Here is a 26,534-nt window from a genome sequence, read left to right as displayed (position 1 = left end):
GGTTCCTCTCGATGTGGGCGGTGTCGACAGTTCAGCCTAGCGACCCGAGGGGTGGAAGGGCCGAATCCACTCGCTGGGTACAGTGTGACGGTGAGCTCCGTCCCGCATCTCAGCGACGATCTGCTGCCCGAGGGCACCGCTACCTACAACCTCTCGACCGTGTCCAAGGGGCTCGGCGTGTCGCAGTCGAAGGTCCTGCAGTTGCTGCGCGATCGCCAGTTGCTCGCCGTGCGTCGCGGCGGCGAACTGCACATCCCGCGGCTGTTCTTCGGCGAGGTCGACGGGCGCTTCGCCATCGCCAAGCACTTCACCGGTCTGCTCGTGGTGCTCCACGACGGCGGTTTCCACGACGACGAGATCCTGCGCTGGCTGTTCGAGCCGCAGGAGGATCTGGGCGACTGCCCGGCCGAGCTGCTGCACACGGACTCCGCCCGCGAGATCATCCGCCGCGCGCAGTCGATGGCGTTCTAGCCCGGATCCGAAGGGCGCGATACGCGGTCGGCGAGCCCACTGGGTGCGCGCGGCGACGCGGTGTGGTTCTGCCGCGCAGGGTATGCGGATATCGCATAGCTGAATACGTGCAGCTCAGGATGCCTTTGCGCGGTGTGGGGTATGTCGTTCCGGCATAGCCCCGCACCTCACGACAGGTGGTCGACGACCGCGCGGGCCTGCGACCGCAGATCCGGCCGGTTCAGGAACTCGACCCGCCGGCCCCGCGACCACACTCGCACGGGAACCGCCTCGAACTCCTCCGGGCTCGGGCCGGTCACCAGGGCGACGGCGAGATCGGACTCGCCGCAGCGCAGCGTCGCGACCGGGTCGTCGACGACGACCTGCTGGATCTGCAACTCGTGCTCCCGGTTCCACCGATCCCGTGCGCGCGTGCTGCCATGTTCATGCTGCGCGTGCGGGCCAGCGTCGCGCCCCCGGAACCGCTCGATATCCGACATGTCCGGACGGTAGCTCCGGGCACCGACAGGTCGGGGCAACGGACATGGCGGGCGGGAGCGGGGCGTTCGGCGCCCGGCGTACGCGGTACTGAGAGACGGTGCCGCGCCTGGAGCCCAGAGCGACGCGGGACTATGCGGAATCCGCATGACCGTTTGTGGTTTCGGCCGTCTGACCTGGGCATTCATGGTATGCCGACAGTGCATGACCTTTTCGACGCGACACGTCACGCGTCCCGGCGGGGAGGTCCGTTCCCCAGCCGCCAGGCGCTCTCTGGGAAGTCGCGCCTACACCGCGGGGGCCAGCCCGAGCCTCGGCCGCACCTTGAGCGGGTCCGCCGTCAGCAGCGACCAGCCGGCCAGCGCGCCCAGGGCGGCGGCGAGGGCCACGTTCCACAACGAGTACAGGCCGATGGAGCCCGTGGGCATGAAGACGACCATGAGCCACACGGACAGGCCGGCGATGATCGCCAGGGTGCGCCGGGACCAGACGAACGCGCCCGCCACGGCCAGGGGCCAGGTGTAGTACCAGGGCAGTGATGCGGGGGAGAGCACGCACACGGCGAGCAGACCCAGCAGGATGCCCATCACGTTGCGCCGCTCGTTCTGCCGGAACCGCCACCACAGCACGACCAGGGTGATCGCCAGCAGGGCGACGCCCAGGGCCCGTGTCACCACCAGGATCGGCGCGAGGTGCAGGTCCGTGAACGGCGCCGCCACGAAGGCCGTGATCTGCGCGATCGCGGTCGGCAGCGTGATGTAGTTGATGATCTTGATCGACCCTGCCAGCGCCGTGGTCCACCCCAGGCCCACGCCCGCGATGAAGGAGAACGCCGCGAACAGCGCGACGAAGACGCCGATCGACGCGGCGAGGGCCGTGCCGAAGGCCTTCGCGACGGACTCCTGCGGGTCCGCCTCGCGCCGGTGGTGGAACCAGATCCACACCACGAAGGGCAGTGCGATCGCCGCGGTGCCCTTCACGGCCACGGCCGTGACGATCACCGCGACCCCGAACAGGTGGCGACGATCGAGCACGAGGGCGATGCCCGCGACCATGAGGCCGACCATGAGCGCCTCGTTGTGTACGCCTCCGACGAGGTGCACGATCACCAGCGGGTTGAGCACCGCGAACCACAGCGACACCGCCGGCTTCGCGCCGAAGTGCCGGGCCAGCTTCGTCACGCCCCACACGGACAGCGCGATGCCGGGCAGCATCACCAGGCGCAGCGCGATCACGCCGGCGAGTACGTCGTCGCCGCACAGCTGTGTGATCCACTTCGCGATGAGGATGAACAGCGGCCCGTACGGCGCCGTGGTCGTGGTCCAGATGCCGCTCACGTCGTCGAGCAGGCCGTTGGGGTTCACGACGGGGCCGTCGACGTAGGGGTCGAAGCCGTCGCGCAGCAGCGCGCCCTGCGCGAGGTAGGAGTACGCGTCGCGCGAGTACAGGGGAACGGCCACCAGCAGGGGCACGATCCACAGGGCGACGGTCCCGGCCACCTGTGAGACCTCCAGTCGCCCGGCCAGTGCTCCGCGCCCGAGCCGGATCCACGCGATCACCAGGACGGCGATGCCGGTCCAGAACAGGATCGAGCTGAGCACCAGCCCGTGCCCGAACCGCAGCCACGACAGGTGCGCCGCCTCGAGCGTGGTGTCGTGCACGCGGATCGCGCCCGCGCCGAAGCTGCCCAGGGTCGTCAGGACGGCGCCGAGCAGCCCGAGAAGTGCCGCGCGGCCCTCGGGGACATGCGGGGCGGACCGCAGGAACGTGCTGTAGCCGCGCAGCGCGGACTGAACTGATCCGGACATCCCCGCCAGTCTAGTGAAGGCCACCGGCGCCCTCCGCGCTTCGGTCGCGTGCCGCGGTCAGAGCCCCGCGTACACCGCGACGGGGCCGCCCTCGAGCACGTGCACGGCGACGGGGGTCTCGAAGATCTCGGTGAGCAGCTCGCCGGTCATGATCTCCGACGGTGCGCCCGACGCCGCGATCGTGCCGTTCTTGAGCGCCACGATCCGGTCCGAGTAGGCGGCGGCGAAGTTGAGGTCGTGCACCACCAGGATGATCGTCTTGCCCAACTCGTCGGCGGCACGGCGCAGCCGGCGCATCATGCCCACCTGGTGCCGCATGTCGAGGTTGTTGAGCGGCTCGTCGAGCAGGATCACGTCGGTGTCCTGGGCCAGCGTCATCGCCACGTAGGCGCGCTGGCGCTGTCCGCCGGAGAGCTCGTCGAGGAAGCGGTCGGCGAGCTCCGTCAGGCCCAGGAAGCCCAGGGCGTCCTCGACGTGCCGCACGTCCTCGGCGGTCATCCGGCCCCGGCTGTGCGGGAACCGGCCGAAGGCGACGAGGTCGCGCACCGTCAGGCGGGCGTTGACGCCGTTCTCCTGCCGGAGGATGGCGAGCTTGCGCGCCACCTCGGTCGGCTTCATCGACCGGATGTCGGTGCCCTCGAGCAGCGCCGTGCCCGAGTCCTGGGTCAGCAGCCGCCCGAGGATGGTGAGCAGCGTCGACTTGCCGGCGCCGTTGGGGCCGACGAGCGCGGTGACGCCGCCGCGGGTGAACTCGCCGGACACCGGGCCCAGCACCACGGTCTCGGCGTACTGCTTGGTCAGGTCCGTGAAGGCGATCGCGGGAACGGTGCCGGTCGCGGTGGTTGTGGTGTCTTTCACGATGTCGTTCACATCGTCCCCCTTCGGCGGAACAGCATGGCGAGGAACAGGATTCCGCCGACGAACTCGATGATCACCGTGAGCATCCCGTTGGCGTAGAAGATGTTGTGCAGGATGAACTGCCCGCCGGCGAGCATGATCACGCCGATCAGGAAGGCCATCGGCAGTGTCGCGCGGTGCCGCCAGTCGCCGGCGAGTTGGTACGCGAGCGTGGCGATGATGAAGCCGAAGAACATCATCGGCCCGACCAGTGCGGTGCTCACCGAGACGAGCACGGCGATGAGGACCAGCGCCAGCGTCAGTTCGTACCGGTGCCGCAGGCCCAGGGCCACGGCCGGATCGCGTCCCAGCAGGAGGACGTCGAGAACACGCCGGCGCTGCCAGACGATGACGCCCACGATCAGGCACGCGGCGCCGGCGATGGGCAGCAGGTCGGCGTTGACCGCCGTGAGCCGGCCGTAGAGCTTGATGGAGAGCGCGTCGAAGTCGGTGGGGGAGAGCAGTCGCTGCAGGAACTCCGAGATCGACCGGAAGGCCAGTCCCAGCACGACGCCGGCGAGCAGGAGTAGGAACATACTCGCGAACCGGCCGGAGAACAGCCAGCCGTAGAGCACGGCCGCGAAGAGCACCATAGTGGCGGTCTGGGCCAGGAACTGCGGCACCGAATCGCCGTTGTCGACGAACCGGCTGCCCGCCACGTACACGCCGACGGTCTGGATCAGCACGTACAACCAATCCAGGCCGATGATCTGCGGCGTCAGGATCCGGTTGTGCGTCACGGTGTGGAAGAGCACCGTCGAGATCGCCCCGGCGAAGGCCGCGATGAGGATCGCGGTGGCGGTGCGCATCCGTCGCTCGAAGGACAGCCCGAACTGGAAGTCCCAGCGCAGCACGTCGTCCGCGCCGGTGCGCATGAGCAGGTACAGGGCGAGGCTCAGCACCGCGAGGGTCGCTGCGATCGCGAGTCGGGCGCGCCAGCCCACGCGGGTCGTGCGGCCGTCGATCGCCGGTGCCGATGCCATGTCAGAGAGCGACACGATTCCTCCTCGACAACACGATCGTCAGGAACGTGACCGAGCCGATCACACCCATGATGACGGAAACAGGGATCTCCATCGGGCGCACCACGATCCGGCCGATCAGGTCGCAGCCGATGATGAGGACGGTGGCGAGCACGGCGACCCACGGCAGGCCACTGCGCACGTCGTCGCCGCGCAGCGCGCTGATCAGGTTCGGCACTACCAGTCCGAGGAAGGGGATGAAGCCGACGACGACGCTGGTGACGCCGGAGGCCAGCGCCACCATCGTGACGCCGATGCCCATGGTGAGGCCGTAACGCAGGCCGAGCGAGGTCGCGACGTCCTTGCCGAGCCCGGCGATGGTGAAGTAGTTCGCCAGGAGGTAGGTCGCCACCGCGATGAACGCGATCGCCCACATCGGCTCGTAGTAGCCGCGCACGATGTGCGCGAAACCGCCGGAGCGCCAACTGGTCACGGCCTGTAGCAGGTTGGCGCCGATCGCCAGGTAGGTGGTGATGGCGCTGACGACGGCGCCCAGCATCAGGCCCACCAGCGGCACGATGGCCGAGCGCCGCGCGCGGATACGGGAGACGAAGCCGAGGAAGATCATGGTTCCGATGAAGGCGGTCGCGGTGGCGAAGACCATGCGCACCATCGGCGACGCGCCCGGGAGGTAGAGCATGCACAGCAGGACGCCCAGTCCGGCCCATTCGGCGGTGCCGGCGGTCGTCGGCTCGACGAACCGGTTCTGGGTCAGCCGCTGCATGATGACGCCGGAGAAGCTCATCGCCAGGCCCGCGAAGACCAGGGCGGCGGTGCGTGGAACGCGGGAGATGAAGAACATGCGCCACATCTCGTCGTCGCCGGCGAGGAGCCCGGCGAGGGTGATGTGGTACTCGCCGGTCATCAGCGAGGCGAACAGCAGCGCGACGCAGGCGAGCGCGAGCAGGGGGAGCGCGACGCGCCCCAGGCGGGCCCCCTTCCGGGGACCCGCCTGGGGCGGCGCGACGGTGTCGGTCGTCGTCACTTCTTGGCGGCGATGGCCTCGGCCAGAGCGGCGTAGTTCTGCCCGTAGTCCTGGATGCCCTCGCGGAGGTAGAAGTCGTTGTCCAGGTAGAAGATCCGGTCCTTCTGCTGGAACTCGACATTGGCGAAGGCCTGCTGCGCCTTGAAGGTCTGCGCGGCGGTCTGCGGCGTGCTGCCGTCGGTCGGTGGGACGGCGGCGTCGCGGTCCATGACGATGACCCACTGCGGGTTCGCCTGGGCGATGGCCTCGGGGGTCAGGCCCGAGTTCTGGTGGTGATCGCCGGCCTGGCCGGCGAAGACGTCCTTGAGGTTCAGCGGCGCGACGAAGGGCTGCATGCGCTTGGCGCCGTTGTCGATCTTGCCGCCGTTGACGATGGACAGGAAGACGCTCTGGCCGGTGGCCTGCGCCTTCGCCGCGTCGAGGCTCTTGTCGAAGTCGGCGACGATCTGCTTGGCCTGATCGTCCTTGCCGAAGATCTTGCCCAGGGTGACGGTCGAATCGCGCATGGTCTCGACGCGGCCCTTGGGCGCGCCGTCCTCGGCGGCGATGTCGATGAAGGCGGCGCCGGTCTTCTCGGCGATCTTCTTGATGTCGCCCTCGGACTTGGCGAAGCGGTAGCCGCCGATGATGAGGTCGGGCTTGACGTCCTCGATCACGTCGAACTTGGGCTCGGCGTGCGTGCCCGTGTCCTTGATCTCGGCGTTGTCGATCCAGTCGCCCAGGACGCTCTTGGCGAACAGGCCCTTCGGGATCGCCACGGGCGTGATGCCCATCGCCTTGACGGTCTCGGCGCTGGTGTTGTCGAGGACCACGACCCGCTTCGGGTTCTTGGGGACCTGCACCTCGCCCTTGTTGGTGGTGACGGTGATCTTCTCACCGGAGGCGGGCTTGTCCTCGTCGGCGCTGGTGGTCGAGCAGCCGGCGAAGACGAGGCCGGTCGCCAACAGCGCGGCCGCCACGGGCGTGGCCTTGCGGAAGCGGGTGAACATGCGGGGTGACTCCATTCTCGTTCTTGCTTCAAGACGGGCACCGTAAGCCGTCGGTAAAGGGCTTAGGTAAACGGAACCATACCGAGGGGTGGCTAGGTTTGCCTAACTCGGGCGATCGCGATCACGCCGCGCGGTCGACGAGGACGGCCGCGAGCCGGGCCAGGACGGGCCGCGCACCGTCGGCGATCGGGGCCACCGCGATCGCGGAGGTGGCCCGCGCGGTGAGCTCCTCGACGCGGGACTGCATCGCCGCCGGCGCCCCTGTCTCCCGCAGTGCGGCGCGGGCCCGCTCGACGCCCGCGTCGTCGAGGTCGGTGCCGACGAGTGCGCGCAGCTCCGCCGCGGCGTCGCCGCCCGCCGCGAGGGCGTGCGCGAGCATGGGGGTGTGCTTGCCGGAGCGGAGGTCGTCGCCCGACGGCTTGCCGGTGACCGCGGGATCGCCGAACGCGCCCAGCAGGTCGTCGCGCAATTGGAAGGCGACGCCGATGTCGACGCCGATCGAGCGCAGCGCCGTGATCGCCTCGTCGGAGGCGCCGGCGAGCGCGGCGCCCACGTGCAGTGGCCGCTCCACGGTGTAACCCGCGGTCTTGAACCGCACGACCCGCTCCGCCGCCGCCTCCGACTCGTCGCGCGAGGCCTCGCTGACGATGTCGAGGAGCTGTCCGCCGAGCACCTCGGTACGCATCGCGGCCCAGGCGCGGGCGGCGCGCAGGTACCGCTCGGGCTCGAGCCCGGCACCGAGGAACATGTCGTCGGCCCATGCGAGCGCGAGATCGCCGAGCAGGATGGCCGTCGCCTCGCCGAACTTCTCCGGCGACCCCGACCAGCCGCGCTCGGCGTGCAGCTGCGCGAACTCGCGGTGCGTGGTCGGGAAGCCGCGGCGCGTCAGCGAGGCGTCGATGATGTCGTCGTGGATCAGCGCGCACGCCTGGACGAACTCGAGCGAGGCGCAGGCCCGCAGCGCGGCCCGCGCGACGTCTCCGTCGGCCGCGCCGCCGCCCGCCAGCCAGCCCGTCCAGGCGAAGGCGGGGCGAATACGCTTACCGCCGCGCAAAATGAATCGCTCGAGCCCCGCGGTGGCCTCGGTGAACACCGGACCGACAGGTTCGACCAGGTCACGGCGCTCGTCGAGGAACTTCTCGAGGGTCGGCTGCACCGCCGCTGCGATGTCCGTCAGGGAGGTCTGGGGCGGGGCGACGGGCAGCGTCATACCGGCAAACCTATTCTGAAAGCGTGACCGAACAAAGCCGGACCGTACTCGACCGCCTCGACGCCGTGCGCGCGAGCGGCCGAATGCCGTTCTCGGTGGAGTTCATGCCGCCGCGTGACGAGGAGGGCGAGGCGCGGCTCTGGCGCGCCGTGCGCACCTTCGAGCGGATGGATCCCGCGTTCGTGTCCATGACCTACGGTGCGGGCGGATCGACCCGCGACCGCACGGTCCGCGTCACGGGCGAGATCGCCGCGTCGACCACACTGCTGCCGGTGGCGCACCTGACGGCCGTGAACCACAGCATCGCGGAGCTGCGCGCCCTCATGGGCTCCTACGCCGATCAGGACGTGCGCAACGTGCTCGTGCTGCGCGGCGATCCGCCCGGGGACCCGCTGGGCAAGTGGGTGCGCCATCCGCAGGGGCTCAAGTACGCCAGCGAGGTCGTCGAGCTGGTCCGCGAACTGGGCGACTTCCACGTGGGCGTCGCCGCGTTCCCGGAGGGGCACCACCGTTCGCCGAACCGCGAGTCCGACGTCCGCTACTTCGCGAACAAGCTGCGGGCCGGCGCCGACTACTCCATCACGCAGATGTTCTTCGACGTCGACGACTACCTGCGCTTGCGGGACGAGGTCGCGGCCTTCGACCCGGAGCAGGGCGCCAAGCCGCTGATCCCGGGGATCATGCCGATCACCTCGCTGAAGTCGGTCTCGCGGATGGCGGAACTGTCCAACGCGAAGATCCCCGACGCGATGCGCGCCGAACTGCGTGCCGCCGCGGGCGACGGCCCGGAGGAGAACCGCGCCGCCGTGCGCGCCGTCGGCATCGAGATCGCCACCCGGATGGGGGAGCGGCTCATCGCCGAGGGCGCCCCGGCGCTGCACTTCTGCACCCTGAACTTCGCCAAGGCGACCTCCGAGGTGCTCGAGAACCTCGGCATGATGCCGGTCGGCGTCTAGCGGTTCAGCTTCTCCCGCAGCCACTGCGGCAGCTCGACGAGCGACTGCGGCTCGTCGGACTCCTGGCCGGGCTTGGGGCTGCGGTCGCGGCGCACGTAGGCGATCGCGGCGACGATCGCCGCGGCGAGGAACGAGACCAGGGCCGTGATCCACGCCCACGTCGTGAACGAGGCGATCGACGGGTCCGCGTAGTCGGCCTCGGCGGTCAGCGCCGCGGAGGTGCCCGCGTTGAGCGTCCAGGTCACCAGGTCGTCGGCCTCCTGCTGGCCGTTGGTGGCGGTGACCGGCCCGGGGAACTGCAGCGAGACGACGATGACCGCGGAGTTCGGTGCCAGCGAGGACAGGTCGGCGGTGCCGGAGAGGATCACCGTGCCGCCGGTGCGCTGCACGCGCATCTTGATCGACGCCGCGGAGGTGTCGAAGGCCTGCGAGACCACGTCGCCGACCTGGTTGAACTGGCCGAAGGTGATCTCCTGGAAGATCATCTGCGTCCCGACCTTGCCGTTCGAGTCGTACGCCTTGACCTCCGCGAGGCCCTTGAGCTCGCCCGGCGCCGCGATCTGCGGTCCCTGCGGGTTCGACGCCGGGGTCTGCGCGGCGACGATCTTGCCGGACATGCGATCGCCGGGGCCGGGGCTCGAGCACGCCGCGGGGGCGGCCACCAACAGCAGGACCGCCAACGCCGCGAACATCCTTCTCAGAGTCACGGACGCCATCGTGCCAGGTGCCCCAGGTCGCGGGCGAGCAGCCGCGCCGCGATCCGCCCGCTCGATCCGTTCACCCCGCCACCCGGGTGCATCGAGGCTCCCGCGAGCGCCAGCCCGGGCGCGCCGGGGACGCGGCCGCCGGCCAGTTCCGGTATCGGGCGGAACAGCAGCATGTTGTGCAGCGCCATCTCCACGTGCATCACGTTCCCGCCCAGGAGACCGAGCTCGGACTCCAGGCTCGACGGGGTCTGCACGAAGCGGTGCTCGATCGTCGCGCCGAAACCCGGTGCCCACCGCTGCGTCTCGGCGACGATCCGGTCGGCCTCCGCCTCCGCCACCGCGGCCCAGTCGCCGGGGCCGTTCACGGCGTACGGGTACCACTGCGCCCACAGGGTGGTGTTGTGCCGGCCCTCGGGTGCGATGGACGGGTCCAGGCCGGAGAAGGTCATCGCCAGCACCGCGGGCCGACGGGGCGCGTCTCCTGCGAGCATGTCGCCGCGGGCCCGGGCCAGGTGGCCGCGATCGGCCACGAGCAGGCCCAGGCCCGCCTGGTCCGCGAGCGGCACCCCGTCGAAGGCGGGCGGTGCGGTGGTGCCCAGCCGCAGCACCATCCCGACGCCGGGGCCCACCTGGATACCGCGCCGCCAGCCGGGGAGGCGGGCGGCGTCGTAGCCGCCGCGCTCCAGCAGGTCCAGGGTGGTGAGCACGTGGCAGCCGGCGAGCACGGTGCGGGCCCGGACGGTGCGCGCACCGTCGGGCGTGGCGACGGTGACCTTCCACGCCCGGTCCGTGCCACGCCCGCCGGGCGGGTGCAGCGCCGTGACGGGCGTCCCGAGGGCGACGGTGCCGCCGTCGGCGGTGAGGCGGGAGAGGAGGGCGGCCGTGAGCGCCCCGCTGCCGCCGACGGCCCGGCCGGGCGGGAGGGTGTGCATGAGGGCGGCGAAGCCGATCATGGGCGCGGTGCCGGGCTCGCTCATCGCGGGGCCGGACTGCGCGCCGAACCAGGCGAGGGCGGCCTTGAGCCGCTCGTCGTCGAAGTACTCGTCGAGCAGCTGATCGCCCGAGGCGAGATAGGTGCGCGACATCCGTGTCAGGCTCGCGCGGCCCTTCGTGGGCCAGAAGGCGCGGCCGAGCCGTGGCGCGCTGGGGGAGGAGCCGAAGGCGGCCATGGTCGCCTTCGCGCGCGGCGTCCACTCCGCGACGAACCGGCGGTACGCCGCGGCCTCCCGGGGGCCGCAGGCGGCGCCGATCGACGCGACGGTGGCGTCGAGGTCCGTACGGAAGACGATCGGCGGGGCGGTGGTGCCCGGCGGGGTGGGGGCGAAGGCCCACGGGTCGCAGTCCAGGTAACGCAGCCCGTGTGCCGCGAGGTCGAGCTCCTCCGCGATGCCCGTGTGCCGGAACATCAGGTGCGCCGACGAGCCGCGGTCCACGCGGTAGCCCGGGAACCGTTCGACGGTGCTCACCGCGCCGCCCGGCACGGTGTCGGCCTCGAAGACCGTCACCGAGTGGCCCTGCGCTGCCAGGTACGCAGCACCGACCAGGGCGTTGTGACCGGACCCGACGACGGCGACGTCGACCTCGGTGCTCATCGCGCGGCCCCGTTCACCGCGCGGGCGCGACGAAGGGCAGGTCGTGGCCCAGGACGGCGAACGGGCGCGGATCGCCCGAGAAGCGGAACTCGCGCAGCACGTCGTAGAAGCCGGTGCGGCGGTAGAGCCGCCAGGCCCGGTTCTGTTCGGCGGCGACCTCGGGGGTCGAGAGCAGCACGCGCGGTTCGGGGCGGTCCGTGAGCAGGGCGTGCAGGAGCGCGGAGCCGACGCCGTGGCCCTGCGCGGCGGGGTGCACGTGCAGCTCGGTGAGCTCGAAGTAGTCCGCGGCGACGGCCTCGACCTCCGAGGGGGAGAGCCCGCGACGGCCCAGCCCGATGCGGAGCTGTCGGTTCCACCACTGATCGCCCGCGCCGCTGTAGCCGTAGGCGATGCCCACCAGGTGATCGACCATGCGCCCGTCCTCGGTGGGCAGCGCCTGTACCGCACCGAACGCCGCGTAGCCGGGCCGGTTCAGGTGTTCGCGCCACATCGGCAGCCGGTGCGATTCGGTGCCGGCGGGATAGTCCATCGCCGCCACGTAGATCTGCAGGGCGGCGGGCAGCCACAGGGTGGCGTCCTGCGGCGACAGGGCGTGGATCCGTGGTTGCTGCGTCGGCACTGCGGTCACGGACTTCCTTCCCTTGACGTGTCGGACACTCACGCTATATTAGAAGTGATCGAATGATTGTTCGATCACGGACCATCGGATGGGCGCACATGTTCTGGCGCCGGGGCGGCGCGTCGATCCCGGTCCGTCCGGCGGGACTGGCGCGGAACGAGGGAAGCGTTACGTGTCAGTCCCGTCCGGTACAACACGCAGTAACAGCGGAGAAGTTCCACGGAGCAGGAGGAAGGTCATGGTCGAATCGAAGACGCGGATCGATCACGTCGGTTCCCGTCGTCGCATGGGCGAGTCGGGTGCCGCACGCATCCTCGATCGTGCGGATCAGTTCCTCGCCCGTGCCGGCGGGTCGCCGGCCCCGGCCGATCAGTACCGCGAGATCTATCACGCGGCGCTGCGCGGTGCGGCCGCTCTCCTGGCCGAGCGGGAGACCGGTGTGCGCCGCCCCACGCGCAACGCCTGGCTGCGGCTCGCCAAGGCGGCGCCGGGGTACGCGGAGTGGGTCGCCTACTTCACCGCGGTCTCGGGTGTGGTCGCGGCGCTCGAGACCACGGCGCGCTCCGTGAGCGCCGAGGAGGTCGCCGTTCTGCACGGTCGCGTGCAGACCTTCCTCAATTCCGTCGAGTCGGACCTGAGCCGCGCCGCGTGATTTCTCACAGCAAGTGCTGAATGTTCGACGGATGGTGGTCGCGGGGTCGCAAGCCTCGTATCATGAGAGGAGGAGTTGGACCCCATGAGTGCTGAAGGAGGGGAACGTGCCACTCTCCGAGCACGAGCAGCGCATGCTCGACCAGATCGAGAGCGCGCTCTACGCCGAGGATCCCAAGTTCGCGTCGAACGTGCGCGGCGGCCGGTTCGCCGGCGCGTCGGGCAAGCGCCGCGTCATCGCCGCGATCGGCTTCGCGGTCGGATTGATGCTGCTCATCGCCGGAATGCTGCTGCCCAGGGTTGAATACACCGTGATCGTGGGGCTCATCGGCTTCCTGCTGATGTTCGGCTCCGTGGTCTACGCGCTGTGGTCGGGCCCGTCCGCCAAGGGCCCGCGCGGCACCGTCGAGGAGGACGGATCGGTGCGCAACCGATCTGGCCGCGGACGCTCCGCCGGGAGCGCACGCGCCTCCGGGCAGTCGTTCGTGCACCGCATGGAAGAGCGCTTCCGCCGCCGCTTCCCCTGATCCGTAGCGCCTGACAGAGCCGCCGACCTGATGGTCGGCGGCTCTTTTCGTTGCGCTGTGAGCGAAATCAACGGGCCGTCGCGGTGCGCAGCGAGCCCTCGGCGTCGCCGCGGACCGGTTGCGTCGTGTGCGCTCCGTCGTGGTTGCCGGCTCCTTGACGTCCGGCACTCCCGCGGGCGTTTCCGCCTCGTCATGCCGTTGCAACGCAATGACGAGGCGGAAACGTTCGCGGGAGCGGATGCGTGCGATCCGACGGGGGAGAGCTGGCGTCGTGCGTCGCCCATTGCGCCGCACCTCCAGTTGCACAGCCGACCCCGTCGCTACGCCCCCGCTGTGAAGGCACGGCTCGGCTCGACGGAGGGCCGGATTCGGTCTCCTGTGCTTCTGAGTCGCGGATTCGCCGGAACGGGCTGTGCCGGACCGTCCCGTTGTCCGTTCCCCACATCGCCCCACCGCGATTCCCCACTTCTCCCCACAGGCGGCCATCTCAGCGTCCAGAACGTCTCAGAAATCTCAGGCGTCGCGGCGGTACCGCGTGATCGCGCAGGTGTGACGAAGTCCGCCACGCCGGGGCGCGCCGCGTCCCCCACTTCACGCCACGCATCTGACCTGCTTTGACTCTGAGAATTCGCCGCGAAACGCGCGACGATGTGGTTGAAAGTGGTGAATGGTGGGGTAATGTGGGGCGCACTGGAGAAAGACGCGCTAGTCTGAAGTCTCGATCCAGTGACAACCCCTCGGGGTAGGCGGGAGGTGACCGTGATGTTCACGGGTACCTACACGCCGAAACTCGATGACAAGGGACGGCTCACCCTCCCCGCGAAGTACCGCGAGGAACTGGCGGGAGGGCTGACGATCACGAAAGGACAGGATCGAAGCCTCACGGTGTACCCGAAGGCGGAGTTCGAGCGCATCGCCGAGAAGGCGGATGCCATTGAATGGACCGACCCGGCGGGGCGCGCCTTCTACCGCAACTTCTTCGCCAGCTCGGACGACCAGCGTCCCGACTCCCAGGGTCGGATCTCGCTCTCGGCCGATCACCGCCGCTACGCAGGCCTGACCAAGGAATGCGTGGTGGTCGGATCGCGGAGGTTCCTGGAGATCTGGGACGCGGAGGCGTGGGAGCACTACCAGGCACAGCACGAAGACGACTACGCACAGCCGCAGTCCGAATCGCTCAAGGCGATCTTCTGACAACCGCGCTCGCGCGCGGCCCGGTCGAGGTGGACCGAGGCCTGCGCCCGAACCGGCCCTGACGTACTTCCCCAACGCCAGGTACGGCTCGGGCGGGGACCCCGCTCCATCCGCCACGAATCCATCTTCAACGTCACCGTGTGCCCTGGAGGAGTCATGTCCGACGAGTTCTTCGGCCACGTGCCGGTCCTCGCGACCCGCGTGCGTGAGCTCCTCGCCCCGGCCCTGCAGCACGACGGTGCCGTCTACGTGGACGCGACGCTCGGCGCCGGCGGACACTCCGAGCTCATCCTCGAATCCTTCCCGCAGGCACGCGTCGTCGGCCTCGACCGCGACACCGACGCCCATGCGATCGCGGGGGAGCGGCTGGCCCGCTTCGGCGATCGCTTCATCCCGGTACACACCCGCTACGACGGGATGGCCGACGCCCTCGACGATCTGGGGCTCTCGCTGTCCTCCGGCGGACCCGGCGTGGACGCGATCCTGTTCGACCTCGGGGTGTCGTCGATGCAGCTCGACCGCCCCGAACGGGGCTTCGCCTACTCCGTCGACGCCCCGCTCGACATGCGCATGAACGCGGAGGACCCGCTCACCGCGGCCGACGTGCTCAACACCTACTCGCACGGCGAGCTCGCGCGGATCCTGCAGCGCTACGGCGACGAGCGGTTCGCGGGCAAGATCGCCTCCGCGGTGCTCAAGGAGCGCGAGAAGGAGCCGTTCACCACCAGCGGCCGCCTCGTGGAGCTGCTCTACGCCACGATCCCCGCGCCCGCGCGCCGCACCGGCGGGCATCCGGCCAAGAGGACCTTCCAGGCCCTGCGCATCGAGGTCAACGCCGAGCTCGCCTCGCTGGAGGCCGCGGTTCCGCAGGGCCTCGACGCGCTCGCCCCGGACGGACGCATCGTCTTCCTGAGCTACCAATCGCTCGAGGACCGGATCGTCAAGGCCGCGCTCGCAGAGCGCACGCGCTCGAGCACCCCCGCCGGGCTCCCCGTCGACCTGCCCGGCACCGGCGCGACCTTCGAACTGCTCACCCGCGGCGCCGAGCGCGCCACCGACGACGAGATCGCCGAGAACCAGCGTGCGGCGCCCGTGCGGATGCGCGCGGCCCGCCGCCTCGAGACCCCCACCGACCGGACCCGCAGCACGAGGAGCGCGCGATGACCGCACCGAACGCGACCCAGGCACCGTCGAACCCGGACACCCGGACCCGGCGGGCTCCCGCGCGCCGCGACGACCGCGACACCTCCCGGCCCCGGTCGAGCTCCGCCCAGCGGGCCCTCGACCGCCGCCAGAAGCGGCTCGAGCAGCAGCGGGCCGTGCTCGCCTCCGGCGGCACCCTGCGCGAGACCCCGGCCGAGCGCGCCCTGCGCCGGCACCGCGACGGCGCCGAGTCCGCCGGGCTCATGGCGCGGCTGCCGCGCCCGCGCGCCGTGGTGCGCCGGGTCCCGTTCGTGCTGACCCTGATCGCCCTGGTGTGCGCCGGGCTGGGCATGACGCTGTGGTTGTCGACGGGCAGCGCCGAGAACTCCTACGAGTTGACCCGCCGCGAGGCCGCCAACACCGCGCTCGCGGAGAAGAAGGCGGCGCTCGAGCGCGACGTGAAGTCGGGGGAGAGCGCCCCCGGCCTCGCCGAGCGGGCGACCGCTCTCGGCATGATCCCCGCCGGCACCGTCCCGGTCCTCGTCGGCAAGGAGGGCGGCAAGGTCGTCGTCGTCGGTAAGCCCGAGCCCGCGACCGGGGCCGCCAAGCCCGCGCTGAACCCGCCGGCGCCGCGCACGGGCGATCCGAGCGGCGCCACCTCCAACGGATCCGGCACGCCGGTCGCCGGGAATTCCGGGCCCGCGCCTGCGGGCGGGGAACAATTGGTCACCATGAACCCCGGCAGCCCGACCGTCGTGAACGCGCCGACGACCGCACCGTCGCCGGCCGCGCAGAGTCCCGCTCCGAGCCCGGCGCCCCAGACGCCGGCCCAGGGGACGCCCCGGTGACCCGCGCCCAGCGCCCGCCGACGAAGACCCGGCCCACCGCCCGCTCCGGCGCACCGCGCACGCCCGCTCCCAAGCCCGGGCCCCAGTCCGCGCGCGCCCGGGTCAAGGGCGGTCGCGCCCCCGAGGCGTCCGCCGCCTTCAACGGTCGTGCCCGCGTCGGCGGCTGGGTGATCGTGGCGGTCTTCGCCGTCATCGCCGTGTGGCTCGGCGTGGTCCAGTTCGTGCAGGCGCCCTCCCTCTCCGCGAAGGCCGAGAGCCAGCGCCAGGTCAAGGAAGTACTGCCGGCGGTCCGCGGCTCGATCACCGACCGCGCCGGGCAGCCGATCGCCTTCACGATGGAGGCCAAGTCGCTGACCCTGCAGCCCGTCGCGGTGCGTAAGCAGATCCAGGAGAAGTACGACAAGGACGTCGAACTCGTCAAGGAGGGCGGCGACGCCGCGAAGGGAGTCGAGCCCGTCGGCGTCGACGACCGGCTGCAGGAGATCGCCAAGAAGATCGTCTCGGTCCTCGGCGACTCCGTCAGCGAGGACAAGCTGCTCGAGCAGATGCGCAGCAACGACACCTTCGTCTACCTGGCCCGCGGCGTCGACCCGGCCAAGGCGTCGGCGATCACCGACGAGTACGACGAGGTCGGCGCCGAGCGGCAGTCGATCCGCAACTACCCCGGCGGATCGCTCGCCGCGAACATCGTGGGCACCACCGGATTCGAGGGGCAGGGCCTGATCGGACTCGAGTCCTCGCTCGACTCGATCCTGGCCGGTAGCGACGGCTCGCGCACCTACGACCGCGGCTCCGACGGTGCGATCATCCCCGGCAGCACCCGCGACATCCATCCCGCCGCCGACGGCGCGCGGGTGGTGCTCACTCTCGACAACGACGTGCAGTTCTTCGTCCAGCAGGCCGTCGCGCAGGCGAAGGCCAAGTCCGGCGCCAAGAGCGTGCAGGCCGTGGTCCTCGACGCGAAGACCGGCCAGGTGATGGCGATGGGCGTCGACAACACCTTCAACCCGTCGCTCGGCATGAACAACCAGCCGGACTCTGCGCGCACCGGCAACCTCGCGGTCACCACGCCCTTCGAGCCCGGCTCGGTGAACAAGCTCATCACGGCCGTGGCCGCGATCGACGAGGGCAAGACCAAGCCCGATGAGGTGCTGCAGGTCCCGGGCCAGATCCGCATGTCCGGCGTCACCGTCAAGGACGCGTGGGCGCACGGCACCGAGCCGTACACCACCACCGGCGTCTTCGGTAAGTCCTCCAACGTGGGCACGCTGATGCTCGCGCAGCGCGTCGGCGAGGACGCCTTCGCCGATTACGTCGACCGCTTCGGCCTCGGCAAGGCCACCGCCGTGGGCCTGCCGGGCGAGTCCGGCGGCAACGTCCCCCCGCGCAACCAGTGGTCCGGCGGCACCTTCGCCAACCTGCCGATCGGCCAGGGCCTGTCGATGACGGTGCTGCAGATGGCCGGCATGTACCAGGCGCTCGCCAACGACGGGGTCCGGATCCCCCCGCGCATCATCAAGGAGGTCGACGGCGCCGCCAACCCCGCGTCCGGCGCCGAGCCCGTCCGCGTGATGAGCCCCGAGACCGCCCGCACCGTGCTCGACATGTTCCGTGCGGCCCTGCAGCGCGATCCGATGGGCTACCAGCAGGGCACCGGTGCGCCCGGCGCCGTCGAGGGCTACCAGATCAGCGGCAAGACCGGCACTGCGCAGCAGGTGGACCCGGTGACCAAGGCCTACTCGAACTCGCAGTACAACATCACCTTCGCGGGCGTCGCGCCCACGAACGATCCGCGGTTCGTCATCGGCCTGATGATGGACGCCCCCACCCGCAGCTCCGACGGCACGGGCGGGCAGTCCGCGGCACCCCTGTTCCACGACATCGCGTCCTTCCTCCTGCAGAAGTACGGCGTCCCGCTCTCGCCGCCGTCGAGGCCGTTGACGCTGGTGGCCGGGAAGTAGTTAACCGACGGGTAGGATCTACCGGTGCCCGAATCGACTCTCACACGTCCCGCCCACCCCCGCGGAGCGACACCGGCCGAGGTCGTGGCGCAGGTCGCGGGCGTCACCCTCGCCGGTGCCGACGCCGGCGAGCTGCGGCTGACCGGTGCCACCGTGCGCGCCCAGGAGGCGCGCGCCGGCGACCTGTTCTGCGCCGTGCCCGGCACCGCCACCCACGGCGCGCGCTTCGCCGCCGGGGCGATCGAGGCGGGGGCCGTCGCGGTCCTCACCGACGCCGACGGTGCCGCCCTCCTCGCCGAGGACGGCCTCGACGTGCCCGTCCTGCTGCACGGCGACCCGCGCTCGGTGCTGGGCCCCGTCGCGGCCGTCGTGTACGGCGCACCGTCGAGCCGGATGACGCTCGTCGGCATCACCGGCACCTCGGGCAAGACCACCACCAGTTACCTGGTCGAGGCGGCGCTCGCCGCGGGCGGCAACCCGACGGGCCTGATCGGCACCGTCGGCACCCGCATCGCCGGGGTCGACGTCCCGACCACGCTCACCACCCCCGAGGGCACCGCCCTGCAGGGCCTGTTCGCGTCCATGGTCGAGCGCGGCGTCACCGCCGCCGTGATGGAGGTGAGCTCGCACGCCCTGGACCAGAACCGGACGGGCGGCAGCCGGTTCGCGGTCGGCGGCTTCACCAACCTGAGCCAGGACCACCTCGACTACCACCCCACGATGGAGGACTACTTCGCCGCGAAGTCGCTGCTCTTCATCGGTCCCGAGGCGTGCGACCGCGCAGTGATCTGCGTCGACGACGAGTGGGGCCAGCGCATGGCGGAGCTGCGCCGCGCGGCCGAGCTGCCGCTGGTCACCGTCGCCACCGCCGGTCCCGCCGACTGGACCGCCGGCGAGGTCGCCGCGCATTCGGACGGCACCCAGCGGTTCACGCTGAGCGGCCCGGACGGGCAGACCTTCTCCGCCGTGGTCGGCCTGCCCGGCGCCTACAACGTCGCCAACGCCGCGCTGGCCCTGGTCATCGCGCACGAGGCGGGCGTCCCGCTCGCCGACGCCGCGCGCGGTATCGGCGCCGTCGCGGTGCCCGGCCGGGTGCAGCGGATCGACCGCGGTCAGGACTTCCTCGCCGTCGTGGACTACGCGCACAAGCCCGCCGCGCTGGACGCGGTGATCGCGACGCTGCGCGGCCAGACGGCCGGCCGCATCGCCGTCGTCGTGGGCGCGGGCGGCGACCGCGACCGCGGCAAGCGCCCGCTCATGGGCGAGGCCGCGGCGCGCGCCGCCGAGCTCGTCATCGTCACCGACGACAACCCGCGTACCGAGGACCCGGCCGCGATCCGCGCCGCCGTGGTCGCGGGCGCCCGCGCCGTCGCGGGCGGCGGCGAGATCCGGGAGGTCGGCGACCGCCGCGCCGCGATCGCCGAGGCGATCGACTGGGCCCGCACCGGCGACGTCGTGCTCGTCGCGGGCAAGGGCCACGAGGCCGGCCAGGAGATCCACGGCGTCAAGCACCCCTTCGACGACCGCGACGAGGTCGCGGCGGCGCTCGAGGCGCGCGCCGCAGGGGAGGCCGGCGCATGATCGAGCTCACCCTGCGCGAGGTCGCCGAGATCGTCGGCGGCACACTGCACGACGTGCCCGACCCCGAGGCGCGGGTCACCGGCACCGTCGAATTCGATTCGCGCGAGATCGGCCCCGGCGGCCTGTTCCTGGCGCTGCCCGGCGCGCGCGTCGACGGCCACGACTTCGCCGCCACGGCGATCGAGAAGGGCGCGGTCGCCGTGCTCGGCGCCCGCCCCGTCGGTGTCCCGGCGATCGTGGTGCCCGTCTCGGGCGAGACCGACAACCGCGTGATGGCGTTGGAGAACGACTCCGACGGCGCCGGCGCCGCGGTGCTGCGGGCCCTGGGCGAGCTGGCCGCGCACTGCACGAAGGCCCTCGCCGCCGACGGGCTGACCGTCGTCGGCGTGACCGGTTCCGCGGGCAAGACGTCGACCAAGGACCTCATCGCGGCGGTGCTGCGGCCGCTCGGCGAGACCGTCGCGCCGCCGGGCTCCTTCAACAACGAGATCGGCCACCCCTGGACGGCGCTGCGCGCCACCGCGTCCACGAAGTTCCTGGTGCTGGAGATGTCGGCCCGCGGCGAGGGGCACATCGCCGCGCTGGCGAAGGTGGCTCCGCCGCGGATCGGCGTCGAGCTCAACGTGGGCACCGCGCACCTGGGCGAGTTCGGCTCGCGCGAGGCGATCGCCCGGGCCAAGGGCGAGCTCGTCGAGGCGCTGCCCGCGGACGGCGTCGCCGTGCTCAACGCCGACGACGCCGCGGTCGCGGCGATGGCGTCGCGGACCGGCGCCCGCGTGGTCTTCTACGGGACCGGTGAGGCGGAGATCGCCGCGACGGACGTGCGCATCGACGCGCGGGCCCGCGCCGCGTTCACCCTGCGCAGCCCGGCGGGCTCGGCCCCGGTCGCGCTCAAGGTGCACGGCGAACACCAGGTGCACAACGCATTGGCCGCTGCGGCCGTCGGCCTCGAGTGCGGCGCGAGCGTCGAGCAGGTCGCGGACGCGCTTTCGGGCGCGGGAGCGGCCTCGCCGCGCCGGATGGACGTCTTCACCACCGACGAGGGCGTCACCGTGGTCAACGACACCTACAACGCCAACCCCGACGCGATGCGGGCCGCGCTCCGCAGCCTCGTGCTCATGTCCGAGCACGACGAGGCGGGGGAGCGGCTGCCCCGCCGGGAACGACGCCGCACCTTCGCGGTGCTCGGCGAGATGGGCGAGCTCGGCGAGGACTCGATCCTCGAACACGACCGGCTCGGACGGTTCCTGGTGCGGCTCGACATCACCTCCACGATCTGCGTCGGCACTTCCCGCGCGGTGCACGCGCTGTGGCAGGGCGCCGTGATGGAGGGGTCGTGGGGCAGCGAGGCGGTGCGCGTCGACACCCGCGAGGAGGCCGTGCAGCGGCTGCGCGACGAGCTGGCCCCGGGCGACCTCGTTTTGGTCAAGGCGTCCAAGTCCGAGAAGATGTGGGAGGTCGCCGAGCACCTGGGCACGGTCGGCCCGCGTACCGATAACGAGAACGGGGAGTCACCGAAGTGATCCAGATCCTGTTCGCGGGCGGCATCTCGCTGGCCGTGGCGATCCTGCTCACACCCGTCCTGATCCGGGTCTTCTCCCGGCAGGGCTTCGGTCAGGAGATCCGCGTCGAAGGGCCGCAGAGCCACCAGAAGAAGCGCGGCACCCCGTCGATGGGCGGCGTCGCGATCATCGTCGCCCTGTGGGCCGGCTACCTCGGTGCGCACCTGCTCGGCTGGAACTCCGGCCCCGGCCCCAGCGCCTCCGGCCTGCTGGTGCTCGGCCTGGCGACCTCGCTCGCGATCGTCGGCTTCCTCGACGACTTCATCAAGGTCCGCAAGCAGCGCAACCTCGGCCTGAACAAGACCGCCAAGACCGTGGGCCAGACCGTGGCCGCGCTGATCTTCGGCGTGCTGGCGCTGCAGTTCCCCAACGCGAACGGCGTGCGACCGGCCAGCGAGTTCCTCAGCTACACGCGCGACATCAACACCATCTCGATGGGCGCGATCGTCTTCGTCATCTTCTGCTGGTTCGTCGTCTCGGCCTGGTCGAACGCGGTGAACTTCACCGACGGCCTCGACGGCCTCGCCGCCGGCTCGATGGCGATGGTGCTGGGCAGCTACGTGCTCATCAGCTTCTGGCAGTTCCGCTACGCCTGCGAGACCAAGCAGGTCGCCGGCTGCTACGACGTGCGCGACCCGCTCGACCTCGCGCTCATCGCGGTGGCCGCGGGCGGCGCCTGCCTCGGCTTCCTGTGGTGGAACGCGGCGCCCGCCAAGATCTTCATGGGCGATACCGGCTCGCTCATGCTCGGCGGCCTGCTCGCCGGGCTGTCCATCACCACCCGCACCGAGCTGCTCGCCGTCGTGCTCGGCGCACTGTTCGTCGCCGAGATGGTCTCGGTCGTCATCCAGATCGCGGTCTTCCGCTCGACGGGCCGCCGCGTCTTCCGCATGGCGCCCTTCCATCACCACTTCGAGCTCTCCGGGTGGGCCGAAACCACGGTGATCATCCGGTTCTGGCTGCTCACCGCGATCGCCTGCGGCCTGGGCCTGGTGCTGTTCTACGCCGAGTTCCTCGGCTCCGGCGCGGTCGGCTGATGCTCCCCGGCCCCGGTACCGCCGTCCTGGTCGCCGGTGGCGGCGTGACGGGTCCCGCGGTCGCGCGGGCCCTGCTGCGGCTCGGGGCCACGGTCACCGTCGCCGACGGCAAGCCCGCGGCGCGGGAGAAGATCGCCGCGGAGGTGCCGGGCATCACCGTCGCGGACCTCGACGGGCACGACCCGTCCGGGTACGCGCTGGTCGTCGTCGCGCCCGGCTTCCGGCCCACCGCCCCCGTCGTCGTGGCCGCCGAGGCCGCGGGCGTCGAGGTGATCGGCGACGTGGAGCTGGCGTGGCGGATCGACCGCGCCGGCGTCTTCGGTGCGCCCCGCGATTGGCTCGTGGTGACCGGGACGAACGGCAAGACCACCACCACGCAGATGCTCGAGGGCGTTCTGCTGCACGCGGGCCTGCGCGCCGTGGCCTGCGGCAACATCGGCCGCCCCGTGATCGACGCGATCGGCGACGCCGCCGACCCGCGGGTCCTCGCGGTCGAGCTCTCGTCGTTCCAGCTGCACTGGGCCCCGTCGGTGCGCCCGCGCGCGGGCGTCGTGCTCAACGTCGCCGAGGACCATCTCGACTGGCACGGCTCGATGGCCGCGTACACCGCGGACAAGGCGCGGGCGCTCGCCGGGGACCTGGCCGTCATCGGCCTCGACGACCCCGTCGCCTCGGGCCTGCGCGGGGAGGTCACCGTCGGCTTCACCACCGGCGAGCCGGGCCCGGGGGAGTACGGGGTGCGCGACGGCGTGCTCGTCGACGGTGCCGGCGATCCGGTGCTGCCCGCCGACCGGGTGTCGCCGCCCGGGCCCGCCGGCATCGCGGACGCCCTCGCGGCGACCGCGCTCGCGCAGGCCGTGGGCGTGAGCGCGGCGCAGGCGGGCGAGGCGCTCGGCGCGTTCCGGGTGGGCGCACACCGCGCGGAACCGGTCGCGACGGTCCGCGGCGTGACCTACATCGACGACTCCAAGGCCACCAACCCGCACGCGGCACTGAACTCGATCGAGGCGCACGAGCGGGTGGTCTGGGTCGCGGGCGGGCAGCTCAAGGGCGCCGATGTGGGCCCGCTGATCGCCCGCGTCGCCCCGCGGCTCGCCGGCGCGGTCCTGTTGGGGCTCGATCGGGAGGAGATCGCCGCCGCATTGGCGCGACACGCGCCGGATGTCCCCGTGGTTCGGGTGTCTTCGGGCGACGATGTTCCTGTGTCTCCTGTGACTAATGATGCAAGCCGTTCTGTAGGGACGTCTGGTGCAGCCGATGTGCGAGTGTCCGGCGATGCGGATGCGGTGATGGCCGCGGTCGTGGTCGAGGCCGCCCGGATCGCCGAAGCCGCACTGAACGACAGTGCCGCCGCCCCCTCCGGTGCATCGGGCCCGCTCGCTGCGCTCCCGGCTCCCGTCGTGCTGCTCGCCCCCGCGGCGGCGTCGCTCGACATGTTCACCTCGTACGGGCACCGCGGCGACGCCTTCGCCGCGTCCGCCCGCGCGCTCGGAGCCGCATCGTGAGCCGCGCCGGCAAGGCCGCCACCGACTCCGACACCGATACCGATCTCGCGCCCGGCGGCATCAACGCGCCCGAGAGCGCCGAGTTCGACGCGCAGCCCCAGGAGACGGGCGCGTCGAGCACGGGTGCCCGCGGCGCGGCGGCCGCGTCCGCGGCGCGCTCGGGTGCGGACGTCGCGCGCGGCGGCGCCTCCCTGCTGCGCGGGGCCGTCGTGGGGCTGGCGACGGCGCTGCGCCGGCCGCTGGCCTCCTTCCACCTGATCCTCGGCCTCACCGCGGTGCTCACCGTGATGGGCCTGATCATGGTGCTCTCGGCGTCGTCGGTGGAGGACATCAGCGCCACCGGCTCGCCGTACGACAAGTTCATCAGCCAGCTGATCTACGTCAGCCTCGGCGTGCTCGCCTTCATCCTCGCCCTGTACCTGCGGCCCGCTGTGCTGCGCCGGGTCGCGCTCGGCGGCGTGCTGGTCTCGCTCGCGCTGCTCGCGGCCGTGCTCGTGCCGGGAGTCGGCACCAAGGTCGGCGGCGCGCGCCGCTGGATCGACGTGGGCGGCTTCACGCTGCAGCCCTCGGAGATCGCCAAGGTCGCGCTCATCGTGTGGGGCGCGCACCTGCTCGCCGATCGCGGGCGCAAGGGCAACATCAAGGAGCTGCTGCTGCCGCTCGGCCCCGTCGTCGTTCTGATGGCCGCGCTGATCGTCGCCGAGCCGAACCAGTCGACGGCCATGATCATCGTCGGCGTCGGCGCCATGCTGCTCTACTACGCGGGCCTGTCGTCGAAGCTGATCGGCTCGCTGGTCGTGGTCTTCACCCTGCTCGGCGTGTTCTTCGCGCTGGCGGAGGGCTACCGCTCGGCGCGCGTGCAGGCCTGGCTCGGCCGCACCGACGACGCACTCGGCGCCAACTACCAGTCCAACCAGGCACGGTACTCGCTCGCGGACGGCGGCCTGTTCGGCGTGGGGCTCGGCAACTCCACCGCCAAGTGGAGTTATCTGCCCAACGCGCACAACGACTTCATCTTCGCCATCATCGGCGAGGAGCTCGGCTACCTCGGCGCCGGCCTGGTGATCGTCATGTTCGGCATCCTCACCTGGGTGGGCATGCGGATCGCGAGCCGGGTCGCCGACCCGTTCCTGCGGCTGATGGCCGCCACCATCACCACGCTCATCGCGCTGCAGGCGATCATCAACATGGGCTACGTGGTGGGCCTGCTGCCCGTGACCGGCATCCAGCTGCCCCTGCTCTCCGCGGGCGGCAACTCCGTGATCCTCGTGCTGTTCATGATGGGGCTGCTCGCCAACGCCGCCCGGCACGAGCCCGAGGCGATCGCCGCACTGGCCGGCGGCCGCGAGAGCCGCACCGGCCGCCTGCTGCGCCTGCCCAAGCCGCTGCCGTACATCCCGCCGCGCCCCGAGCGTCCGGCCGGTCGCGGCCCCGCCCCGCGACAGGCGCGCCCCGCGCCCGCGCGACGTGCGCCTTCGCGGCCGTCCGCACCGTCGCCGTACGATCGACACCCGTACGGTGATGAGAACCTGGCCCGGCGCCGTGACTCCCGCCGGGATCTGCCGCCGATGCGCTCGCAGGGGCGCTCGTCGGAGCCCTGGCGGGGGGAGCGCGCCGGACAGCAGCGGAACGCGCCGCGGCAGCAGCAGCGGCGCCGAGGACAGGAAAAGGGCAGACGGGCGTGGTGAGTTCTTCTCGATCGGTTTCGGTGGTGGTGGCCGGTGGCGGCACCGCAGGACACATCGAACCCGCGCTGGCGGTGGCCGACGCCGTCCGGGCCCAGAGCCCCGACGCCGAGGTCACCGCTCTGGGCACGCCGAAGGGGCTCGAGGGCCGGCTCGTCCCGGAGCGCGGCTACCCGCTCGCGATGATCCCGCCGGTGCCCCTGCCCCGTAAGCCCGGCAAGGACCTGGCGAAGCTGCCCTTCACCCTCACCGGCGCCGTGCGCCGCACCCGGAAGGTGCTGCGCGAGACCGGTGCCGACGTCGTCATCGGCTTCGGCGGCTACGTCGCGCTGCCCGCCTACCTCGCAGCCCGGAGCATGGGCCTGCCGATCGTCATCCATGAGGCCAACGCCAGCGCCGGCGTCGCGAACAAGGTCGGCGCCAAGCTGGCCACGAAGGTCTTCGCCGCCGTGCCCGGGTCGGGCGTGCCGGCCGAGGTGGTCGGCATCCCCGTCCGTGCCTCCATCACCGGCCTCGACCGCGCGGCCCTGCGCGCCGAGGCCCGCGCCCACTTCGGGCTGCCCGTCGACGGGCCCGTCGTGCTGGTCTTCGGCGGCAGCCAGGGCGCGGTCCGCCTCAACGACGGGGTCGTGGGCGCCGCCCGGGACTTCGCCGACGCGGGGATCGGCGTGCTGCACGCCTACGGCCCCAAGAACTCCGTCGACGTGGCCGTGCCCGGCTATGTCGCCGTGCCCTACCTGTCCCGGATGGATCTCGCCTACGCCGCCGCCGACCTCGCCGTGTGCCGGTCCGGGGCGATGACGGTGGCCGAGGTCGCCGCGGTCGGGCTGCCCGCCGTCTACGTGCCCCTCGCGCACGGCAACGGCGAGCAGGCGCTCAACGCGCAGCCCGTGGTGGCCGCGGGCGGCGGCCTGCTCGTCGATGACGCCGCCTTCACGCCGGACCTGGTGCGCGAGACCGTGATCCCGCTGGCGGGCGATGCCGCCCGGCTCGCCGCCATGAGCGCCGCCGCCGGCGGCACCGGGCACCGGGACGCGGCGGGCACCGTCGCCGCCGCGGCCCTCGCACTGGCACAGGAGAGGCGGAAGTCGTGACCGACTCGACCGG

General features: G+C 71.7%; 24 protein-coding genes. 14 read left to right on the top strand and 10 right to left on the bottom strand.

The window, feature by feature from the left end; all coding sequences use genetic code 11:
• Window positions 1-90: 90 nt before the first annotated feature.
• Entirely contained in the window at window positions 91-471 is a 381-nt protein-coding gene (locus BLQ62_RS14760; RefSeq protein WP_068534226.1) for an Rv2175c family DNA-binding protein, read from the top strand.
• Between the two features lie 167 nt (window positions 472-638).
• On the opposite strand, the gene BLQ62_RS14755 is transcribed toward BLQ62_RS14760, so the two are convergent.
• The 7 genes from BLQ62_RS14755 to BLQ62_RS14725 form a co-directional block, all read right to left on the bottom strand.
• Window positions 639-950, bottom strand: coding sequence for a hypothetical protein (locus BLQ62_RS14755; protein ID WP_068568693.1), 312 nt, complete (start codon window positions 948-950; stop codon window positions 639-641).
• A 285-nt stretch (window positions 951-1,235) separates the two neighbouring features.
• Entirely contained in the window at window positions 1,236-2,756 is a 1,521-nt protein-coding gene (locus tag BLQ62_RS14750) for an alpha-(1->6)-mannopyranosyltransferase A (RefSeq protein ID WP_068534126.1), read from the bottom strand.
• A gap of 57 nt (window positions 2,757-2,813) precedes the next feature.
• Window positions 2,814-3,626, bottom strand: coding sequence for an iron ABC transporter ATP-binding protein (locus BLQ62_RS14745; protein ID WP_414929936.1), 813 nt, complete (start codon window positions 3,624-3,626; stop codon window positions 2,814-2,816).
• On the bottom strand, window positions 3,623-4,651 hold the full coding sequence (locus BLQ62_RS14740; RefSeq protein WP_170842916.1) for an iron chelate uptake ABC transporter family permease subunit: 1,029 nt from the start codon (window positions 4,649-4,651) through the stop codon (window positions 3,623-3,625). The genes BLQ62_RS14745 and BLQ62_RS14740 overlap by 4 nt, the downstream gene beginning before the upstream one ends.
• Window positions 4,638-5,660 carry an ABC transporter permease gene (locus BLQ62_RS14735; protein ID WP_231857748.1) on the bottom strand — a complete coding sequence of 341 codons (1,023 nt, stop codon included), beginning with the start codon at window positions 5,658-5,660 and terminating at the stop codon, window positions 4,638-4,640. The genes BLQ62_RS14740 and BLQ62_RS14735 overlap by 14 nt, the downstream gene beginning before the upstream one ends.
• A complete protein-coding gene (locus BLQ62_RS14730) occupies window positions 5,657-6,664 on the bottom strand; it encodes an ABC transporter substrate-binding protein (RefSeq protein ID WP_231857747.1) in 1,008 nt (335 codons plus the stop codon). The genes BLQ62_RS14735 and BLQ62_RS14730 overlap by 4 nt, the downstream gene beginning before the upstream one ends.
• Window positions 6,665-6,770: 106 nt before the next feature.
• The gene (locus tag BLQ62_RS14725; protein WP_068534120.1) at window positions 6,771-7,859 is read right to left on the bottom strand and encodes a polyprenyl synthetase family protein; all 1,089 of its coding nucleotides are present in this window, start codon (window positions 7,857-7,859) and stop codon (window positions 6,771-6,773) included.
• Window positions 7,860-7,882: 23 nt separating this feature from the next.
• Here BLQ62_RS14725 and metF point away from each other — a divergent pair, with 23 nt between their 5' ends.
• A complete protein-coding gene (metF, locus tag BLQ62_RS14720) occupies window positions 7,883-8,815 on the top strand; it encodes a methylenetetrahydrofolate reductase [NAD(P)H] (RefSeq protein ID WP_068568689.1) in 933 nt (310 codons plus the stop codon).
• Here metF and BLQ62_RS14715 read toward each other — a convergent pair.
• The 3 genes from BLQ62_RS14715 to BLQ62_RS14705 are packed head-to-tail and all read right to left on the bottom strand — an operon-like array spanning window position 8,812 to window position 11,742.
• Window positions 8,812-9,522 (bottom strand): LppM family (lipo)protein, encoded by a 711-nt coding sequence (locus BLQ62_RS14715; RefSeq protein ID WP_139184212.1) that lies wholly within the window; start codon window positions 9,520-9,522, stop codon window positions 8,812-8,814. The genes metF and BLQ62_RS14715 overlap by 4 nt on opposite strands.
• Window positions 9,519-11,114 carry a phytoene desaturase family protein gene (locus tag BLQ62_RS14710; protein WP_068568685.1) on the bottom strand — a complete coding sequence of 532 codons (1,596 nt, stop codon included), beginning with the start codon at window positions 11,112-11,114 and terminating at the stop codon, window positions 9,519-9,521. The genes BLQ62_RS14715 and BLQ62_RS14710 overlap by 4 nt, the downstream gene beginning before the upstream one ends.
• A 13-nt stretch (window positions 11,115-11,127) precedes the next feature.
• Window positions 11,128-11,742, bottom strand: coding sequence for a GNAT family N-acetyltransferase (locus BLQ62_RS14705; RefSeq protein WP_068534112.1), 615 nt, complete (start codon window positions 11,740-11,742; stop codon window positions 11,128-11,130).
• Between the two features lie 229 nt (window positions 11,743-11,971).
• On the opposite strand from BLQ62_RS14705, the gene BLQ62_RS14700 reads away from it, so the two are divergent.
• From BLQ62_RS14700 to murG, 12 genes are all read left to right on the top strand, one after another.
• Window positions 11,972-12,385 (top strand): SAV_6107 family HEPN domain-containing protein, encoded by a 414-nt coding sequence (locus BLQ62_RS14700; RefSeq protein WP_082756915.1) that lies wholly within the window; start codon window positions 11,972-11,974, stop codon window positions 12,383-12,385.
• 106 nt (window positions 12,386-12,491) lie between these two features.
• Window positions 12,492-12,911 carry a DUF3040 domain-containing protein gene (locus BLQ62_RS14695; RefSeq protein WP_068534218.1) on the top strand — a complete coding sequence of 140 codons (420 nt, stop codon included), beginning with the start codon at window positions 12,492-12,494 and terminating at the stop codon, window positions 12,909-12,911.
• Between the two features lie 762 nt (window positions 12,912-13,673).
• Window positions 13,674-14,105 (top strand): division/cell wall cluster transcriptional repressor MraZ, encoded by a 432-nt coding sequence (mraZ, locus tag BLQ62_RS14690; RefSeq protein WP_068523171.1) that lies wholly within the window; start codon window positions 13,674-13,676, stop codon window positions 14,103-14,105.
• A gap of 156 nt (window positions 14,106-14,261) precedes the next feature.
• On the top strand, window positions 14,262-15,269 hold the full coding sequence (rsmH, locus tag BLQ62_RS14685) for a 16S rRNA (cytosine(1402)-N(4))-methyltransferase RsmH (protein ID WP_068568683.1): 1,008 nt from the start codon (window positions 14,262-14,264) through the stop codon (window positions 15,267-15,269).
• Window positions 15,266-16,096: a cell division protein FtsL gene (gene ftsL, locus BLQ62_RS24020; RefSeq protein WP_068534107.1), complete on the top strand. Its 831-nt coding sequence runs from the start codon at window positions 15,266-15,268 to the stop codon at window positions 16,094-16,096. Before rsmH ends, ftsL begins: the two co-directional genes overlap by 4 nt.
• The gene (locus BLQ62_RS14675) at window positions 16,093-18,057 is read left to right on the top strand and encodes a peptidoglycan D,D-transpeptidase FtsI family protein (RefSeq protein WP_115391340.1); all 1,965 of its coding nucleotides are present in this window, start codon (window positions 16,093-16,095) and stop codon (window positions 18,055-18,057) included. The genes ftsL and BLQ62_RS14675 overlap by 4 nt, the downstream gene beginning before the upstream one ends.
• A gap of 24 nt (window positions 18,058-18,081) precedes the next feature.
• A complete protein-coding gene (locus BLQ62_RS14670; RefSeq protein WP_082756913.1) occupies window positions 18,082-19,638 on the top strand; it encodes a UDP-N-acetylmuramoyl-L-alanyl-D-glutamate--2,6-diaminopimelate ligase in 1,557 nt (518 codons plus the stop codon).
• Window positions 19,635-21,161, top strand: a complete 1,527-nt coding sequence (locus BLQ62_RS14665) for a UDP-N-acetylmuramoyl-tripeptide--D-alanyl-D-alanine ligase (RefSeq protein WP_068534103.1) — start codon at window positions 19,635-19,637, stop codon at window positions 21,159-21,161. Before BLQ62_RS14670 ends, BLQ62_RS14665 begins: the two co-directional genes overlap by 4 nt.
• Window positions 21,158-22,237 (top strand): phospho-N-acetylmuramoyl-pentapeptide-transferase, encoded by a 1,080-nt coding sequence (gene mraY, locus BLQ62_RS14660; RefSeq protein WP_068534101.1) that lies wholly within the window; start codon window positions 21,158-21,160, stop codon window positions 22,235-22,237. The genes BLQ62_RS14665 and mraY overlap by 4 nt, the downstream gene beginning before the upstream one ends.
• Window positions 22,237-23,742: a UDP-N-acetylmuramoyl-L-alanine--D-glutamate ligase gene (gene murD / locus BLQ62_RS14655; RefSeq protein WP_068568682.1), complete on the top strand. Its 1,506-nt coding sequence runs from the start codon at window positions 22,237-22,239 to the stop codon at window positions 23,740-23,742. The genes mraY and murD overlap by 1 nt, the downstream gene beginning before the upstream one ends.
• Complete coding sequence (gene ftsW / locus BLQ62_RS14650) at window positions 23,739-25,430, top strand: putative lipid II flippase FtsW (RefSeq protein ID WP_068568680.1); 1,692 nt, start codon at window positions 23,739-23,741, stop codon at window positions 25,428-25,430. Before murD ends, ftsW begins: the two co-directional genes overlap by 4 nt.
• Complete coding sequence (gene murG, locus BLQ62_RS14645) at window positions 25,427-26,521, top strand: undecaprenyldiphospho-muramoylpentapeptide beta-N-acetylglucosaminyltransferase (protein ID WP_068568930.1); 1,095 nt, start codon at window positions 25,427-25,429, stop codon at window positions 26,519-26,521. The genes ftsW and murG overlap by 4 nt, the downstream gene beginning before the upstream one ends.
• Window positions 26,522-26,534 lie beyond the last annotated feature (13 nt).

It is taken from the genome of Tsukamurella pulmonis (assembly GCF_900103175.1).
GTDB lineage: Bacteria > Actinomycetota > Actinomycetes > Mycobacteriales > Mycobacteriaceae > Tsukamurella > Tsukamurella pulmonis.
This window is presented reverse-complemented; position numbering and strand designations above follow the sequence as displayed.